We start from the raw sequence: 16003 nt of genomic DNA on the forward strand, positions 1-16003 counted from the left end.
CATTCTGGACATTCCCGCAGGCACGGTAATGAGCCGCCTGTCACGCGCCCGTCTCGCCTTGTCACAAAAACTTGGAATAAAGTGATGGCTGACGCGTAGTCAGGTCAGGATCGCAAAGGGAAACGGAACCATGCAGATCGACGACGAAACCCTGATGGCGCTGGCCGATGGCCAACTTGACCCCGCGCGGGCCGGGGAATTGCGCCGCATGATCGCCGCCTATCCCGACCTGCAAACCCGCCTGAACCGATTTCAGGAAACCCGCCGCATGCTGGGTGCGCTGAGAACACAGCCGCAGGGCGAGGATCCGCTAGCCGCGATGATACGTGCCTCGGTTACGACAGCGGTGGCCCGGCCCGCCGCCGCTGCGGCACCCGCCAACCTGAACCGCAGGCCCTGGAAGGCCGCCGCCGCTTCGGTCGCGGTGATCGCCGCAGGGCTGGGCTGGTGGCTGAGTTCAGGCCGGCCGCACGACCTTGGGGCGGCGGAACTGGCGGCACTGGACAGCCTGCCCTCGGGCGAGATGCAGGTGTTAGACGATGGCCGCGAACTGGCCATGATCGCCTCTTACCAGACAGCGCAGCAAGGGCTGTGCCGCGAATACGAGATCTCGGCCCCCGCATCGCTGCGCACGATCCTTGCCTGCCGCAACGGCAATGGCTGGCAGGAACGCTTTGCCACGGATGGCGAGGCGACGGATGAGGATTACAGGACCGCCTCGGGGGAGGGTTCGGTCGACGAGGCGCTGGCCGGTATCGGCGCGGGCGATCCGTTGACACCCGAGGACGAGGCGGCGGCGCTGCGACAATAGGCCTGGTCTCGACATCGGGGCCGATACCTGTTTCGCTGGCGAGCAGTCCCAAATCTGTGCATCCGCCCGAAAGGACATGAGATGAAACGTGGATATCGCCAATTGATCGACGAGGCCGAACAGAAGATCGAAACCCTGTCGCAGGATGCTGCCATGGCGCTGCATGGCGGCGGCGCTGTGGTCTTTGTCGATCTGCGCGACCGCAGGGAACTGGAGCGCGAGGGCCGCATCCCCGGCGCGTTCCATTGCCCGCGCGGCATGTTGGAATTCTGGATCGACCCGGACAGCCCCTATCACAAACCGATCTTCGCCGAGCCGCGCAAATTCGTCTTTTACTGCGCAAGCGGCTGGCGTTCGGCATTGGCCACACTGGCCGCGCAAGAGATGGGTCTGGAACCCGTCTGCCATATCGACGGCGGCTTTTCGGGCTGGAAAAAGGCCGGGCATCCGACCGAACCCGTGGCGGAAAAGCACCGGGCCTGATCCGGGGGGCAAGGGCTTCGGCCCGTCAAACGCCTGCGGAAGGACAAGAACACCCGTCAGTGACAGGGGTGCCGCAGATCCCGCCTGGCCGCAAGCGCATGTTGCACGGGCTGCACATTGCTGCCGGTTGTTTGGGTCTGGCGGTACCGCCGCAGATTTGCGTCCCGCGATGGCCGGGGGAGCTATGCGCCCCCCGGACCCCCTGCAAACGCCTGCGGCAGGGACCAGTCGGCGCGGCCCCGCGCCTGACACCGGACACCACAAATTCCGGCGTCGGGTTCTTGATCCTGCCACCTCAGTCGGCCACGATCACCTCGTCCGGGGAGGTGCTGATCGGGGGTGCCACTTCTTCCAGCTTCAGCCGCATGTTCATCGCCGGGCCGTATTGGCAAAGCCTTGCAGCTTGCATGATCAGCCCCTCGTCGCTGTCATGGCCGCGCCTCTCTGGCGGGGTCCGGCATCGGTTGCGGGTTTCAGGGACGCCCCAGCAGTTCGGCACCGCCGCCGCGCGCGGGGCCTTCGGTGGGATCGGCCTCGCCCTCGTCCAGATCGCCTATCAGGGTTTCGGTGGTCAGGATCAGCGTCGCGACCGAGGCGGCGTTGACCAGCGCGCTGGCCGGTACGCGGGCCGGGTCGATGATTCCGGCCGCGAACATGTCGCCGAAACTGCCGTCTGATGCGTCATAGCCGTGACCGGCGGGCGCATGGGCCACGCGTTCGACAATGGCATCGGCATCGGCCCCGGCATTGGCCGCGATCCGACGCACCGGTTGGGTCAGGATCGACCGGACCAGCGCGATACCCTTGCCCACGTCACCGATGGCCGACAGGTTGTCCAGCACCGGCGCCGCTTGCGCCAGCGCCGCCCCGCCACCGGCCACGACGCCATCCTCGGCAGCGGCGCGCACGGCGCATAGCGCATCCTCGATCAACTGGACCTTGCGCTTCTGTTCAACGGGGGTAAAGCCGCCCGCATAGATGATCGCGCTGCCCCCCGACAGCTTGGCCAGCCTTTCGCGCAGCTTGTCCTGTTCGATATTCGGCGGGGCGGCATCATGTTGCCGCTGCACCTGATTTCGCCGGGCGATGATCGCCGCCAGATCTCCTCCGCCGCGCAGCACGCTGGTCGCCGAGGCGCTTGCGCGGACCTGTTCAGCGGTACCCAGTTGTTCGCGGGTGACATTCTCGATCTTGCGGCCCAGATCGCGGGCCAGCACCTGCCCCCCCGTCAGGATCGCCAGATCGTCCATCATCGCGCTGCGCCAATGGCCGTATTCCGGCGGGTGGACGATCAGAAACTTGCCCGCCCCGCCGTTGTCCAGCAAAAAGACCACGACCTCGGGCGCGATTTCCTCGGCCACGATCAGCAGCGGACGGTTTTCGTCATTGGCGATGCCGATGGCTTTGTCCAGCAGACGGGGTTCACGGATTTTCTGATCGGTCAGCAGGATCAGCGGATTGCGCAGCACCGCCTCCATATTGTCGCGATCCGTGACCATGTGATGCGAGATATAGCCGCGCTCGAATGACATCCCCTCCATCACGTCCATGGTGGTTTCGATGGTGACACCGAAATCGGCGCTGATGACGCCCTCGCGCCCGACGCGGCGATAGGCCTCTCCCACCAGATCACCCAGTTTGGGATCGGTGGCCGAGACGCGGGCGACCGCCGCCAGATATTCCGGATGTTCGTCGCAATTTCTGGCCGAGCTTTCCAGCGCGGCGATGACCCGCTGCACGGCCATGTCGATACCCTTGCACAGATCGACCGGCTTGGCGCCGTTATCGGTCAGCGCCTCGCCCTTCTGGATCAGCGCATTGGCCAGAACAATGGCGGTGGTGGTGCCGTCGCCCGCGACCTCGTTCGTCTGCATGGATACCTCGCGGACGACCTGCGCGCCCATATTTTCGAACCGGTCCGTCAGTTCGATCTCGGATGCGATGCTGACCCCGTCACGGGTGATCAGGGGCGTACCGACGGGACGATCCACCATCGCGTTCATACCCTTTGGCCCCAGCGTCGGCTCGACCGCGGCGGCAAGCCTGGCTACCCCGCGCGCCAGTGCCTTGCGGGCGAATTTTCCGTGAACAAGCAGTTTGGCCATGTATTCCTCCTTCGCCCGGCAGAAAGCTGCGGGCCGTGGTCTGAAGTGGTGGTCTTTGGTTTCGTCGCTACGTTCGGGCAGGCCCGGACCTGCGGAGCGCCGATCAGGCGGTGATGGCGACCTTCAGCACCCCGTCGCGCTGATTTCCGAACAGATCATAGGCGTCCTCGATCTGGTCGAGGCCGTAGCGGTGGGTAACAAGGCTTTTGGTGTCGATGCGGCCGCTTTCCACCAGGTCGATCATCCGCCGCATCCGTTCCTTGCCGCCAGGGCACAGCGCGGTGCGGATGGTCTTTTCGCCCAGACCAGCCGCCAGCGCATCCAGCGGGATGCGCAGATCGGTCGAATAGACGCCAAGGCTGGACAGCGTGCCGCCGGGGCGCAGCACCCGCAACGCGGATTCGAAGGTCGTTTGCAGGCCAAGCGCCTCGATGGACACATCCACCCCTCGACCGTCAGTCAGTTCCATGATCGCGCCGACCGGATCGTTCGAAGCGGTGATGTCCACCACCTCATCCGCACCCATCCGCCGCGCCATGTCCAGCCGCGCGGGGATGCCGTCCACCGCGATGATACGGCTGGCACCCATCAACCGCGCGCCCGCCGTGGCGCACAGCCCGATGGGCCCCTGCGCAAAGATCGCCACCGTGTCGCCGATGCGGATATTGCCGTTCTCGGCCCCGGCAAAGCCCGTTGACATGATGTCGGGGCACATCAGCACCTGTTCGTCGGTCAGATCATCCGGGATCGCAGCCAGATTTGCCATCGCATCGGGTATCAGCACATATTCTGCCTGGCATCCGTCGATGGTATTGCCGAATTTCCAGCCGCCGATGGGTTTCCAGCCGTGTTTCGTACCCGCCCCATCCTGCGAGCAAAAGCCGCAGAGACAGGCGTTGCTATAGCCCGAGGGGGTGATCGCGCCCGCGATGACGCGCTGGCCTTCGGTGAACCCCGTGACGGCCGATCCCAGCTTTTCGATCACGCCCACCGGCTCGTGTCCGATGATCAGCCCCTTTTCGACAGGATATTCCCCCTTCAGGATGTGAATGTCCGTTCCGCAGATCGTCGTCGTCGTGACCCGCATCAGCGCGTCGTTCGGCCCGACATCGGGAACGGGTTTGTCCTCAAGGACGATGCGGCCCTTTTCCACGAAGACGGCGGCTTTCATCATAGCTGTCATGGCTTCCCCCGGATTGTTGCGGATGACGGGGGGCACAGGACGCCGCGCCCCCGCGCCGCCCGATCAGATGTATTCCATCACCTCGTCCATATCGCCGAACAGGATCACGGTGTTGTCGTCCACGCGCACCATCCGGCCATAATGGGTCGAGGTGTTCACCTCGAATATCTCGGCGGTCATTTCGCGGCCCAGATATTCGCCGATCTCGTCCATCTTGAAGATCAGCTTGCCTTCACCGTCGATGCGGATCAGGGCGGGGTTATAGGTGACGGTCACGCCGGGATCCTTTTCTTCCATGAACTCGGCGATGGCGCGGGCCTCGACGGAATCGTTCATCGTGACGCCGCATTGATGCGAAATCGACTGATCAAAGGTGATGTCTTTCATCGCCTTGAAAATATTGCTTTTCGAGGCATCGCGAGCGGATGTTGACATGTTCTGTCTCCTGTTTGTCCGGTGATCAGCGGGCAAGGCCAAGTTCGCCGAGGATCTGGGCGATACGCTCGTGCGAGACGGCCTTGACGTCCTCGAAGGACACGGGCTTGGAATGCGGCTGCGACCAGATGGGCTGCAACGCGGCGGCGGCCTTGTCGGCCAGATCGCCGTGCTTGCCGATCCAGCGCTGGAACAGCGCCTTGTTTCCCGCGCCAAACTCGGGGTCATTGGCCAGCAGATAGATCAGGTCCACCGTATTGGCGAGGTTGCGTTCGTAATCGGCTTCGGCAGCCGAGATGACCGGCGGGGTGATGAAATCGTTATTCGCCGCAGCCGCCTGCATCAGAAAGCCGGAACGGAACAACTCACCGACCAGCGGTTCGAAGATGATGTTGATGGCGAAATACTGTTCCAGATAATCCTCGGCGCCCATGATTGTCTCGATCGCTTCGCGAGTCGGCTGCCAGACCGGATCCTCAAGCCAGGCTTTCTTGCCCGCGCCATCGTCCCAGCCGTCGATATCCATGCCGATCTCGGCCAGATACAGCGTGATGTCCTGCGCCAGCCGCATCTTGTAGGATGAGTTGGTCAGCGTCGCGTTGTTGATCATCTGGGTATAGCCATAGCGCTGCGCCTGCATCAGCGAAGTGCCAAGCCCAAATTCGGCATGCTTCCACGCCCCCAGATGCGTCATCAGGATCCGCGTCCAGGTCTTGTCAAAGGCCATATGCGCGCCGGCCTTGCGGGCGTTGCCGATAACATTCTGCACCATCGTCTCGATCTTTGACTGGCGCTGATAATGCGTCCGTTCCCATTCCTGATCGGGGGCGCGGAAGGCGTGCCAGTTGGCGGATTTCGCGGCGGTATTGTCCTTGCTGTAGGCACCGCCGCCCTTGCCGCCCTCGAACTCGATGATCCAGTTCTGGATCAGATAGCGTTCAGGATCGGGCTGCACATCGACGGTGACATCCTCGTAATGGGTGGCGCGCTTGCCGCGCGGTTCAAAGTAATTGTAACGGCGGCTTTTCGATCCGACGAAGGTTGCAGCACCTGCCGCACCCGATCCTACCGAACTTGATGTTGCTACCATTGTAGCCTCCTTTTCCGTGGATGGTGGTCTTGTGTCGCGGATCAGTGACCCGACGCGCCGGATGTCGGCGTGAACTTGTCATAAAAGATGCGGTCCGTATCGAAGTCGTTCATGAACAGAACCGGCGTCAGCGCGTCGATCATCGGCGGCGGGCCGCAGGCATAGATGTCGCCCTCGCCGTCGATCCCCATCTGTTTCAGACGGCGATCCACCGCCTCGTGGACAAATCCGCGCTCGCCCGTCCAGTCTGCATCGTCATCGGCATGGCTGAGAACCGGGATGAACTGAACCTCGGGACGGGCGGCGGTCAGCGCGGCGATCTCGTCCAGCTTGAACAGGTCGTCCCGCGTCCGCGCGCCATAAAAGAACAGCACCGGGCGATCCTCGCCACTGGCCAGATGGTCGTTCAGGATCGACCAGACCGGAGACATGCCCGACCCTGCCCCCACCAGAATCACCGGTCCTTCCCGTCCTTCCCGCCGGAAGCACATTCCGTATGGTCCCCGGACCCTGACGCTGGCACCAATCCGGATTCCTCCGTCGTCGATTTCGCTTGAGAACCGTCCGTCGGGATATTTCTTGATGATGAAGGACAGGTTTTGGGTTTCGCTCGGCGGATTTGCCATGGAGAACGAGCGTGTAATCTCCTCCCCCTTTTCCGTCGTGACGGTGATGTCGACATACTGCCCTGCCCAGAATTTGAGCGGCGCATCCAGTTCGATCCGAACGCCGCGGATGTCATGGGTCAGCTTCCGGAAATCGACGATGCGGCCGGTAAAGTCCCTGACCGGGATGGATTTCGACAGAACCTCTTCGTCATAGTTCAGCAGCTCGATCTCGACATCGCTGTAAACCAGCGTCCGGCACATCAGGATATGGCCGCTGTCTCGTTCGGAATCGTTCAGCGCGAAGGTCGAATATTTCAGCAGCTCGGTTTCGCCGTCCAGCCGGATGCATTTGCAGGCCGAGCATTGTCCTTCCTTGCAACCGTGGGGCAGCGCGATGCCCTGACGGAATGCGGCGGCCAGAACGGTTTCATCCTCTTCGACCTCAAATTCCACGCCCACCGGTTCCAGCCGGACAGTGTAGACGTCCGTCATGATATTTCTCCCTCATCGACGCATGAGCCACAGGTGGGGGGCCGCACGGGCGGCCCACCCGTTTCCTGTCAGTTGCAGGGGTTGATGGTGAAACCCTTGCAATATTCGGCGATATGCGCCTTCTGAGCCTCGGGCGACATTTCGCGCAGCAGGGTCAGCGGCGACTGCAGGATATTGCCGCGCACATGTTCCAGCTTCCACATGTCCTTGTCGTCAAAGCGCAGATGCGGCTGCGGCGTCAGGGTCTGGCCATCCTCGCGGACAAAGTTCAGATCCTTGATGGCATCGGCCAGATCCCAACCGTGATAGACGCTTTCCCATTCGCGCTTGCCCGAAAACTTGCCCATCGCGGGGGTCGGACGGCCCTGATATTCGTCCGCGAAAGCCTCGACTGCGGTCCAGCGGTCCAGCTCGTGGGCGAAGGTGTGGATCTGTCCGTCGATCATGTCCGTGACTGTATCCTCGCGGATCAGACAGGGCACCAGGCAGGACCAGCAGCGATGCGGATAGACATAGCCGGTCTCTTCGTTGAAGGTGATGATCTTCTGGCCCGGCCGGGACAGTTTCTCGTACCATCTCCAGTATTCGCCAAATTCGGCATACCAGCCCGGATACTTGTGTTCGAACCACTCGAAATCCCGGTCGGTCTGTGCCTCGATCCGCCAGAAATTCACCGGCCACCCGACCGAGAAGAACTGCGCGACGCGGTGGACATAGAATTTCTCGGTGATCCGTTTCCACGCCTCCTGAACATCGTCGTGATGGATCTTCACGCCGTATTTTTCCAAGGGCAGCATGTAGGTTCGGTAATAGTCCTCAAAGATCCAGCGGTGCCACATTTCGGCATAGGATTCCTTGTCCTTGTCGCGATTGGTGGTGCCGTATTCAATGAAGGTGCCGATGGCCGCATCGACGATGGCGTGGTTCTGCCAAAAGGCATAGCGAAGGTCGCGTTCCAGCAGCAGATGGTTCTCTGGTTCCTTCAGCGCGGCCATCAGCAGCGAATGGCCATTGCCGATATGGCGGCTTTCATCCGACTGCACCGACAGGAACACCGTGGGCAGCGCATAGTCGCCGTTGCGCGCCGCCTCGGACGGCATGGCCACGAACAGCGTGTTCGTGAACGCCGTTTCGGCCACGACGGTCAGGTACATGCAGGCCGCCGTCATCGTGTCGCCGGTGATGAAGCCCTCGCCGAACTGCCGCCCGATGGTTGTGGCATAGCATTTGCCGAAAGCTTCCTCGGTGATGTCGAAACCGGCCGGGTCGATATAGTTTTCCATGTACCATTTCTTCAGGTTCATCTGAATCGTGGAATGGCGAAATTCATCGACCATCTGCATGGTAAAGCCGGTGCGCAGATCCTCGCCCGGAGACAGGCGCGCGACCATCGCCATCGACCGCGCCGCCGAGATTTCGGGGAAGGGGATGATCGCCAGGAACAGCTTCATCCATTCGATCCAGCGCGGTTCCACATTGCGGAACATGTCGCCGCGCAGCGCGGCGTCCAGCGCCCCATAGACGCGGTTGTCCTTTTCCTCCTCCATCGGGAAATAGGACCGCAGCACTTGCTTCATCGGGTCGCGCGGGGCCTTGGTGATCTTGTAATCGGTGGGAAAGGTATTCGCTTCCTGAACATAGGTGGGATTCCAGCCGAGATCCGAGATCTTCTTGGTCGCCTCTCCTACGGAAATGCCACGCTGAGACGTGATCTTGTTCAGCGTCAAAGTCATGTCATGAGCCTCCTTTTCAAGCCTTGCGGCAATTGCCGCTGCTGGATGGCACCGGCTGGCAAAAGGCCAGCCGGTCATGGGTCATGGCAAAGGTTGGAAAGCCGTCCCCGCAGTTGGGTGAGTATAAGGGCTGCAAGGCGGGCGGCATTCTCTCCTTCGTTCTTGGGCGTGCGGTCGCGTCATGCGGGGCACGTGCGTCTTGTGGGAAAATGAACTGCACGCAGCGTTCCGGAATGCCACGCCGGGGCAGGCTTTGCGGCGATTTATTTCCACTGCGCTGAAAAATAACGAAAGATTTTCCAAATACCCCACCGGACCGGCATTGCAATGGCGGCAGGGCACTGTGGCAAGTTGTCACATGACGTTACGTTCGGACAGCGACGGGCCGGACAGCTTTACACTGTTACAGTTGCGTTACACTGTCGCGATCATGCGCGCTGACGCCGGGCCGAGGCGGGCAGGATGCCGCTTTTCAGACGATATTTCGTCACCAGCCGCCGCGAGACAGTGATCCCCTCGGCATTCAGCATCCGGGCCAGATCGGTGTCGGAAACCGGTCGGGCGGGATCCTCGTGCGTCAGGATGGCCCGGATCCGGGCCATCACCTGCCCGCGCGAGGGGGCATCACCGCCGCGACCCGCCGCGCCGCAGCACAGATCCCGCGCGGCAATCACCCCGTGGGGCGTGTCCAGCAGGAAACCGTTCAGCACCCGGCTGACGGTGCTGGCGTGAAAGCCGACCAGCCGCGCAAGCCCCGCGATTTCCAGCGGTTTCAGCGCCTCGGAACCATGCAGAAAAAAGCCCTGCTGCTGCTCGACAAGCCTGCGGATCACCTGCTGCGTCGCGGATTGGCGCAGGTCGATGGCGTGTTTCAGCGCCTGCGCCTCGGTCAGGGCTTTGACCACGCTGCGATTTTTCTGGTTTCGCGGGGTGGATGCGATGTCGATCCGGGGCAGAGCCGTCCCGTCAAATTCGACGCGGCATCCCGCGGCGTCGATCACCACGCGCGCGTCGGGTTCCCGCATCAGCGCCGGGTCATGATCAAAGCGCGCACCGGGCTTCGGGTCCAGCCGCCGGATCGCCGACAGGCAGGCGCGCACCGTGTCGGCATCAAGCCCCGCCTTCGCCGCCAGCGCCGCAGGCCCGCCGCGTTCCAGTTCGGGCAGGTGATCCAACACCACCAGCATCGGCGGATCCAGCCGGTCCTGTTCGCGCAATTGCAACGTCAGGCATTCGCGCAGGTCGCGCGCGAACAGGCCCGTCGGCTCTACCCGCTGCTGCACAACCCGCAGAACGACCCGCAAATGGTCTTGCGGAATGCCGATCCGGTCGGCGATCCGGTCCAGCGGCACCGAAAGCCAGCCACTGGGGGCCAGCTCTTCGGCCAGCGCGATGACCGCCTGCCGCAGCTTGCCGCCCTGATCCAGCAATGCGGACAGTTGCGGCAGGACATGCGCGTACAGGCCAGGACGGTCGTGACGCGCCGTTGCCTCAATGATGTCGGTGGCGCTGTTGCCTGTGCGCGGGAAACGGCGGCGGGCGCGGACGACCAGCAAAGGGTTGCTATGCGCGGTCCGCAACAGAAATTCGGTCAGTTCCTGCGTGGACATGCGCAGCAACGCCATCGACCGGTGCAGCGCAAAGGCGTGCCGCTGTGTAACCTCCAGCCCCAGCGTCGGTGTCATGCCGCGCCCCCCGACCGGTGTCAGTGGCTGTTCCTGACCTTGCCGATGCGACCCCTGGCGATCCATTGCGCGGCCAGTACCAGCGCGCCCATGGCGAAATCCTTGCCATGGGTTTCGATCATCTCTTCCGAGATGCCCGCAAGCGCGGCGAAAAAACGGTCCTTGCTTTGCTCTTCTGCCGTCAGTTCCTGTTCCATATGACTACCTTTCGTTGCGCCGGAGCCTCCGGCTATCTGAACATGGCCTTGGGGAAGGTCACGATGGCCGCGCGGCCATCGGCATGACCAAGCGCCAGATGCGCACCATCATCCGACCAGGCCAGCGATGTGACCGGCACGCCCCGCCCTTCGGACAGCATCAGCTCGTCCTTGCTGCCGATCTGAGACAACGTCACCAACCCGTTGCCCCATGCCACCGCGCACAGATCCCGCAGCGGATGCAGCGCGATGCGGTCGGCAAGGGTCAGCCCGGCCCGTCCCGTCCCGATCGGGTTGCCGGTATGATCGCCAAAGGGCAGGTCGGGGCCGCGCCAGCCAACCAGCCGGAACGCGCCCGAGGCCATCAGCGCCCCCGCCGCGCGGCTGAAGGCCGCATCCGTGACCGGGCCGGGAAAGCCGACGATGCTGTCCATCCGCGCGGTATCGGCGTCGATCAGGATCAGCGCCCGGTCATCGCTGCCCGCGGCGATCCAGCGGCCATCGGGCGACCATGCCAGACCCAGAACCGCGTCGTCATGGTCCAGAACCGATGTGACCTGCAAGGGTTCGGTTGTCAGGATCGAAAAGCGTCCGCCACCCCATGCCACCAGCCGCCGCCCATCCGCCGACAGCACCAGATGGCGGGCCGGGCAGGACAGGGTCAGTTTCTGCTGCCCGGTGCCGTCCTTGGAAAATTGCTGCAATTCCGGGCCTCGGGCAATGAACAGGCCACCGCTTGCCGGACAGGCGCACAGCGCGGTGACAGGCTCGCCGGGGCCGACCAGCCGCAGCGCCTGCGCGCGGGCCGTGACGCGCCAGACCTCACCGCCGTCATGCGCCACGGCAAAGCCATCCGCGCCAAGACGGCAGAAACCGGGCGCATCGGCAGGCATCAGCGGATCGGTCAGCCGGGGCACCGGCAGGGCGTTTTCACGCGGACGGATGGACATGCGGCCGGTATCCAGCTCGGTCCGCACCCGCTTGTCCGGGTGCTCGGTATCGGCCACCTGGATCAGCGCCAGCCGACCATCCCCCAGACCGCAGGCCACCGCCAGACCACTGGCGCTGAAGGCGATCTGCGTCACCGTCCGGTCCAGTCGCCAGACCCGGCCAATCAGGTCGAACAATGAAATCGCCTGAGGGGGTTTTTCCTCGATCATCATGCCTCGCCTTCTTCGTCGTCGGCCATCTTGCGATCCAATGCAGCCAGATGTGCCTCAAGCGCCGCCATCCGCGTCTCGCAATCGCGCAGCGCCTGTTGATTGCGTTCGGTATCCCGCATCAGCGCCGCATCTGTCTTGCCATGCAGCGCCAGCACCTGCAGACCGGCGGCCTTCAGGGTCAGGCGCAGATGCTCGGATGTTTCCCGCGACAGGCTTAGCGTGGTCTCAAGTCTGGCCTGAAACAGCGTGGCGGGACTGGACGGTTGATCGGTCATGGGGAAAACCTGTAACCGGAGGTGAACCGACAGGGCAGAGGATTGCAAAGATGCTGGACCCGACCGACCGGAGATTTCTTGAACTGCTGGCGACAGAGGGCGCGCAGATGACGGGCGACGACGCGCCCTGCGTTCAGGCCGCCAGAACCGCGCTGGAATCGGCGCATCCCGACGATCTGCGGCGCGTGCGCCAGCACGTCGAGGCCCTGCCGCCCCAGAGCCGGGACAAGCTGATGCGCGCGGTGCACCGGGGTCTGGCCACCGACCTTTCGGCCATCCGGGACCAGCTTCCCGGCAAGCCTCCGACCGGCCGCGCCCATTAGCGCAGCCCTGAATTTCTGGTTGCCGATCATCGGGTTCGCGTTCCTCCAACCACTTCCCAAGCGTATCGCGCTTTGCAGGTGACGCAAGGAAAACGCCCGAATTTGTCGGTTTTCGGCCCAGGCTGCGCGATTTCGGGGGCCAAGTGTAAACGCCTGTTACGATCACCCCGCGCCCGGTGTAACCATCTGTATCACCTGCCCCGACAGCGCCCCGGACAAAGCTGTCGTTGCGCGCGAATCACCCCGACCGGTGCAGGTCAGGAAGGTGACATCCGAAGATCCGCACGATCCACCGCCCCAGACGCGATCAGCGAATGCACACCGCGTGTCGCCGCCGTGCCTGCCCTCCCTTGCCGCCCCGGCCCGCATAATCACAGGCATTGGGACCAATTTTCCGAAATGCCGTAACGGAAATTCCGGCAAGACTTGTCTGACTGCCGGACCCGTGCCAACCCTTTCAGAGACCGACAAAATCCGTCGTATATCTTCGGTAACTCACGAGGCCACCATGTCCATGATCGTTGACCGCCGCCAGCTTGACTTTCTGCTGTACGATTTCCTTGGCCTTCAGCAACTTCTTGATACCGAATATTATTCCGACTGGGATCGCGAGACGGTGGACAAGACGCTGGACACCGCCCAAAAGATCGCCGAGACGTATTTCCTGCCCGTCGCCGCGCAGGTGGATGCCGAAGAACCCCGTTTCGAGGACGGGCGCGTCATCCAGCCCGAAGGCGTGGGGCGCGCACTTGGCGCGCAGGCCGGGGCGGGGCTGTTCGCGCTGCCCTTCGACTATGAACAGGGCGGGCTACAGGCACCGTGGATCGTGCATATGGCGGCTACTGGCATGTTCGCCTGTGCCAGCACCAGCATCGCGAACTATACCTTCCTGACCATGGCGGCGGCGCAGATGCTGGCGGCCTTTGGAACGGACGAGCTGAAGGACCGCTTTCTGCCGCCCATGCTGGAGGGGCGCTGGCTGGGTACCATGTGCCTGTCGGAACCGCAGGCCGGATCCTCGGTCGGCGACATCACCACCAGGGCCACGCCGCGCGGCGATGGCAGCTATGCGCTGACCGGCAGCAAGATGTGGATCTCGGGCGGGGAACACGACATCACCGAAAACATCGTGCATTTCGTTCTGGCCCGCACGCCGGGGGCCCCGGCGGGAACAAGGGGAATTTCGCTGTTTCTGGTGCCCAAGCGACGTGTCGATGACGGCGGCGCGGCGGGCGAACTGAACAACATCGCGCTGGCGGGGCTGAATCACAAGATGGGTCAGCGCGGCACCACGAATTGCCTGCTGAATTTCGGAGAACAGGGTGAAAGCATCGGCTATCTGATCGGTCAGGAAGGCCGGGGCATGGCCTGCATGTTCCACATGATGAACGAGGCACGCATCGGCGTCGGTTATTCCTCGGCGATGCAGGGCCTTGGGGGATATCTTTATTCCGTCGATTACGCCCGGACCCGGCTGCAAGGCCGACCGCTGGGGCAGAAAGACCCCGCCACCCCGCAGGTGCCGATCATCCGCCATCCCGACATTCGCCGCATGCTGCTGGCCCAGAAGGCGGCGGTCGAGGGGGCGCAGGCGTTGTGCCTCTATGCCGCGCGTCTGGTCGATGAAACCCGGATCAATGGCGGCGACAAGGCGGCGCAGGCCGAAAGGCTGCTGGGACTGCTGACCCCGGTGATCAAATCCTGGCCGTCCGAGCATTGCCTGGAGGCGAATAAATGGGCGATTCAGGTTCTGGGCGGCTATGGCTATACCCGCGATTACCCGGTCGAGCGCCTGTATCGCGACAACCGCCTGAACCATATCCACGAAGGCACCTTTGCCATTCAGGGGCAGGATCTGGTCGGACGCAAGATCATCGCCGAGCAGGGGCAGTCGCTGGAAATGCTGAAGGCTCTGATCGCAGAAACCGTTGCCTCGGCCCCCGCCGCGCTTGCCGACGAAGCGCAGGCCCTGGCCGATGCGGTGGCGCAGGTATCCGAAACCGTTGCGCGGTTGCAGGACTGCGACGATGACGAATTGCGCCTGTCAAACGCCACCGTCTTTCTGGATGCGTTCGGGCATATGGTTCTGGGCTGGATCTGGCTGCGCATGGCAACCACCGCGCAGCAGGCCGACGCAGCCGGGGCGGACGGCTTTTATCAGGCCAAGCTGACGACCTGCCGGTATTTCTTTCGCTTTGTCATGCCCAAGGCCATTGCCGATCTTGCCCTTGTCGCGTCGCTGGACACGACCTGCCGCGACGCGCCCGAGGAGACGTTTTTTCAGGAATAGCGGGCTTTCAGAAACAGGCCACGCGGCGGGCTATCCTGCCGCCGACAGTGACGCGCTTTTGCCGCCGACCGCCTTGGTGACTGCCGGAATGATCTTGTCGCCCCAAAGTTCCATCTGTTTCAGCATGGTTGCCTGATCGAAATCGCCCAGTTGCGTTTGCAGGGCGATATGGTCGGGGCGCAGGATCTCGATCTCTTCGATCAGCCGTTCGATCACCCGGTTCAGGCTGCCCACCGGCAGATTGGCGCGCAGATCCGCGATCGACGGATCGCCAGCGGTCGGAACCTCTTTCATCAGATAGCCGTCATCGGTCTGCTGGGTTCGCGCCTTCAAGCTGAAGGACAGCCGCCGCTGGAACAAAGCGTTTTCCAGATAAGCGTCGATTTCCGCATCATTGTCGCTGGCATAGCCGCACCGCAGGAACCCGATTCGCGTATGCGCGCCATCCGCCCCCGACTTTTCGCGGGATTCGTCGATCTGCCCGCGCAGGTGCCGGATCGCGTCGGTGCCGTTCAGCAGCGCGGTCACGAACAGGTTATGCCCGTCACGAAAGGCGCGCTCGCGCAGTTTCGGATTGCCCGTGGTGATCCAGACCGGCGGCATCGGATCCTGCATGGGCCGGGTCGCGATGGAACTGGGCGGAATGTTCAGATAGTCGCTGTGATGTTCGAAAATCTTCTGGCCAAGGGCCTTGGGGATCACATCCAGATATTCCTCGAATATCTTGCCGGACTCGGCCAGCGACGTATCGAAGCGCTCGAATTCGAATTGCTGGTATCCCGATCCGATGCCCAGTTCCAGCCTGCCGCCCGAAAGCGAATCGACCAGCCCGATTTCGGCCAGAAAGCGCGGTGCGTGATACAGCGGCAGGATGCACACGGCCGAACCCAGCCGGATGGTCCGGGTCAGCGCCGCGCAATGGGCGACCATCATCAACGGCGAGGGGGACAGCGAATAATTGTTGAAATGATGTTCCGCATACCAGGCGTTTGAGAACCCGGCCTGCTCGGCCAGCACGGTCTGTTCAACGGAATTGGCGATCACCCGATGCGAAGATTGGTGATAGCCGCGTTGCTGGGCCAAGATGAATGCGCCGAAATCCATGGGTTTTCCTCTTGCGTCTTGCTGAA

The 16003-nt window shown here is 62.9% G+C and carries 15 protein-coding genes; 4 read left to right on the top strand and 11 right to left on the bottom strand.

What is annotated here, in order from left to right; genetic code table 11:
• Positions 1-130 precede the first annotated feature (130 nt).
• Entirely contained in the window at positions 131-811 is a 681-nt protein-coding gene (locus ACK5L9_RS03760; RefSeq protein WP_416910110.1) for a hypothetical protein, read from the top strand.
• 81 nt (positions 812-892) lie between these two features.
• Positions 893-1294, top strand: a complete 402-nt coding sequence (locus ACK5L9_RS03765) for a rhodanese-like domain-containing protein (RefSeq protein WP_416910111.1) — start codon at positions 893-895, stop codon at positions 1292-1294.
• Between the two features lie 473 nt (positions 1295-1767).
• Here the strand turns inward: ACK5L9_RS03765 and groEL are convergent, their stop codons facing one another.
• From groEL to ACK5L9_RS03815, 10 genes are all read right to left on the bottom strand, one after another.
• On the bottom strand, positions 1768-3399 hold the full coding sequence (groEL, locus tag ACK5L9_RS03770; protein WP_416910112.1) for a chaperonin GroEL: 1632 nt from the start codon (positions 3397-3399) through the stop codon (positions 1768-1770).
• A gap of 103 nt (positions 3400-3502) precedes the next feature.
• Positions 3503-4582, bottom strand: coding sequence for an NAD(P)-dependent alcohol dehydrogenase (locus ACK5L9_RS03775; RefSeq protein ID WP_416910113.1), 1080 nt, complete (start codon positions 4580-4582; stop codon positions 3503-3505).
• A gap of 63 nt (positions 4583-4645) precedes the next feature.
• Positions 4646-5017, bottom strand: a complete 372-nt coding sequence (locus tag ACK5L9_RS03780; RefSeq protein WP_416910114.1) for an MmoB/DmpM family protein — start codon at positions 5015-5017, stop codon at positions 4646-4648.
• Between the two features lie 25 nt (positions 5018-5042).
• The gene (locus ACK5L9_RS03785) at positions 5043-6107 is read right to left on the bottom strand and encodes an aromatic/alkene monooxygenase hydroxylase subunit beta (protein ID WP_416910115.1); all 1065 of its coding nucleotides are present in this window, start codon (positions 6105-6107) and stop codon (positions 5043-5045) included.
• 41 nt (positions 6108-6148) lie between these two features.
• On the bottom strand, positions 6149-7207 hold the full coding sequence (locus ACK5L9_RS03790) for an NADH:ubiquinone reductase (Na(+)-transporting) subunit F (protein WP_416910116.1): 1059 nt from the start codon (positions 7205-7207) through the stop codon (positions 6149-6151).
• A gap of 68 nt (positions 7208-7275) precedes the next feature.
• Positions 7276-8940 carry an aromatic/alkene/methane monooxygenase hydroxylase/oxygenase subunit alpha gene (locus tag ACK5L9_RS03795; RefSeq protein WP_416910117.1) on the bottom strand — a complete coding sequence of 555 codons (1665 nt, stop codon included), beginning with the start codon at positions 8938-8940 and terminating at the stop codon, positions 7276-7278.
• A 428-nt stretch (positions 8941-9368) separates the two neighbouring features.
• Positions 9369-10625, bottom strand: coding sequence for an RNA polymerase subunit sigma-54 (locus ACK5L9_RS03800; RefSeq protein WP_416910118.1), 1257 nt, complete (start codon positions 10623-10625; stop codon positions 9369-9371).
• A gap of 20 nt (positions 10626-10645) precedes the next feature.
• Positions 10646-10822, bottom strand: coding sequence for a hypothetical protein (locus ACK5L9_RS03805; protein WP_416910119.1), 177 nt, complete (start codon positions 10820-10822; stop codon positions 10646-10648).
• A 32-nt stretch (positions 10823-10854) separates the two neighbouring features.
• Positions 10855-11985, bottom strand: coding sequence for a WD40 repeat domain-containing protein (locus tag ACK5L9_RS03810; protein ID WP_416910120.1), 1131 nt, complete (start codon positions 11983-11985; stop codon positions 10855-10857).
• Positions 11982-12260 carry a hypothetical protein gene (locus tag ACK5L9_RS03815; protein ID WP_416910121.1) on the bottom strand — a complete coding sequence of 93 codons (279 nt, stop codon included), beginning with the start codon at positions 12258-12260 and terminating at the stop codon, positions 11982-11984. The genes ACK5L9_RS03810 and ACK5L9_RS03815 overlap by 4 nt, the downstream gene beginning before the upstream one ends.
• Before the next feature lie 50 nt (positions 12261-12310).
• On the opposite strand from ACK5L9_RS03815, the gene ACK5L9_RS03820 reads away from it, so the two are divergent.
• Both ACK5L9_RS03820 and ACK5L9_RS03825 read left to right on the top strand, forming a co-directional pair.
• Positions 12311-12583 carry a hypothetical protein gene (locus ACK5L9_RS03820; protein WP_416910122.1) on the top strand — a complete coding sequence of 91 codons (273 nt, stop codon included), beginning with the start codon at positions 12311-12313 and terminating at the stop codon, positions 12581-12583.
• Between the two features lie 508 nt (positions 12584-13091).
• On the top strand, positions 13092-14873 hold the full coding sequence (locus tag ACK5L9_RS03825) for an acyl-CoA dehydrogenase (RefSeq protein WP_416910123.1): 1782 nt from the start codon (positions 13092-13094) through the stop codon (positions 14871-14873).
• Positions 14874-14903: 30 nt separating this feature from the next.
• On the opposite strand, the gene ACK5L9_RS03830 is transcribed toward ACK5L9_RS03825, so the two are convergent.
• Entirely contained in the window at positions 14904-15977 is a 1074-nt protein-coding gene (locus ACK5L9_RS03830) for an LLM class flavin-dependent oxidoreductase (RefSeq protein ID WP_416910124.1), read from the bottom strand.
• Positions 15978-16003: the final 26 nt, after the last annotated feature.

The organism is Paracoccus sp. (in: a-proteobacteria) (assembly GCF_047973135.1).
Lineage (GTDB): Bacteria > Pseudomonadota > Alphaproteobacteria > Rhodobacterales > Rhodobacteraceae > Paracoccus.

Bases quoted from the DNA above. Each gene is read 5' to 3' on its own strand.
- ACK5L9_RS03760 (WP_416910110.1), top strand. From the start codon at position 131: ATGCAGATCGACGACGAAACCCTGATGGCGCTGGCCGATGGCCAACTT.
- ACK5L9_RS03765 (WP_416910111.1), top strand. From the start codon at position 893: ATGAAACGTGGATATCGCCAATTGATCGACGAGGCCGAACAGAAGATC.
- groEL (WP_416910112.1), bottom strand. From the start codon at position 3,399: ATGGCCAAACTGCTTGTTCACGGAAAATTCGCCCGCAAGGCACTGGCG.
- ACK5L9_RS03775 (WP_416910113.1), bottom strand. From the start codon at position 4,582: ATGACAGCTATGATGAAAGCCGCCGTCTTCGTGGAAAAGGGCCGCATC.
- ACK5L9_RS03780 (WP_416910114.1), bottom strand. From the start codon at position 5,017: ATGTCAACATCCGCTCGCGATGCCTCGAAAAGCAATATTTTCAAGGCG.
- ACK5L9_RS03785 (WP_416910115.1), bottom strand. From the start codon at position 6,107: ATGGTAGCAACATCAAGTTCGGTAGGATCGGGTGCGGCAGGTGCTGCA.
- ACK5L9_RS03790 (WP_416910116.1), bottom strand. From the start codon at position 7,207: ATGACGGACGTCTACACTGTCCGGCTGGAACCGGTGGGCGTGGAATTT.
- ACK5L9_RS03795 (WP_416910117.1), bottom strand. From the start codon at position 8,940: ATGACTTTGACGCTGAACAAGATCACGTCTCAGCGTGGCATTTCCGTA.
- ACK5L9_RS03800 (WP_416910118.1), bottom strand. From the start codon at position 10,625: ATGACACCGACGCTGGGGCTGGAGGTTACACAGCGGCACGCCTTTGCG.
- ACK5L9_RS03805 (WP_416910119.1), bottom strand. From the start codon at position 10,822: ATGGAACAGGAACTGACGGCAGAAGAGCAAAGCAAGGACCGTTTTTTC.
- ACK5L9_RS03810 (WP_416910120.1), bottom strand. From the start codon at position 11,985: ATGATGATCGAGGAAAAACCCCCTCAGGCGATTTCATTGTTCGACCTG.
- ACK5L9_RS03815 (WP_416910121.1), bottom strand. From the start codon at position 12,260: ATGACCGATCAACCGTCCAGTCCCGCCACGCTGTTTCAGGCCAGACTT.
- ACK5L9_RS03820 (WP_416910122.1), top strand. From the start codon at position 12,311: ATGCTGGACCCGACCGACCGGAGATTTCTTGAACTGCTGGCGACAGAG.
- ACK5L9_RS03825 (WP_416910123.1), top strand. From the start codon at position 13,092: ATGTCCATGATCGTTGACCGCCGCCAGCTTGACTTTCTGCTGTACGAT.
- ACK5L9_RS03830 (WP_416910124.1), bottom strand. From the start codon at position 15,977: ATGGATTTCGGCGCATTCATCTTGGCCCAGCAACGCGGCTATCACCAA.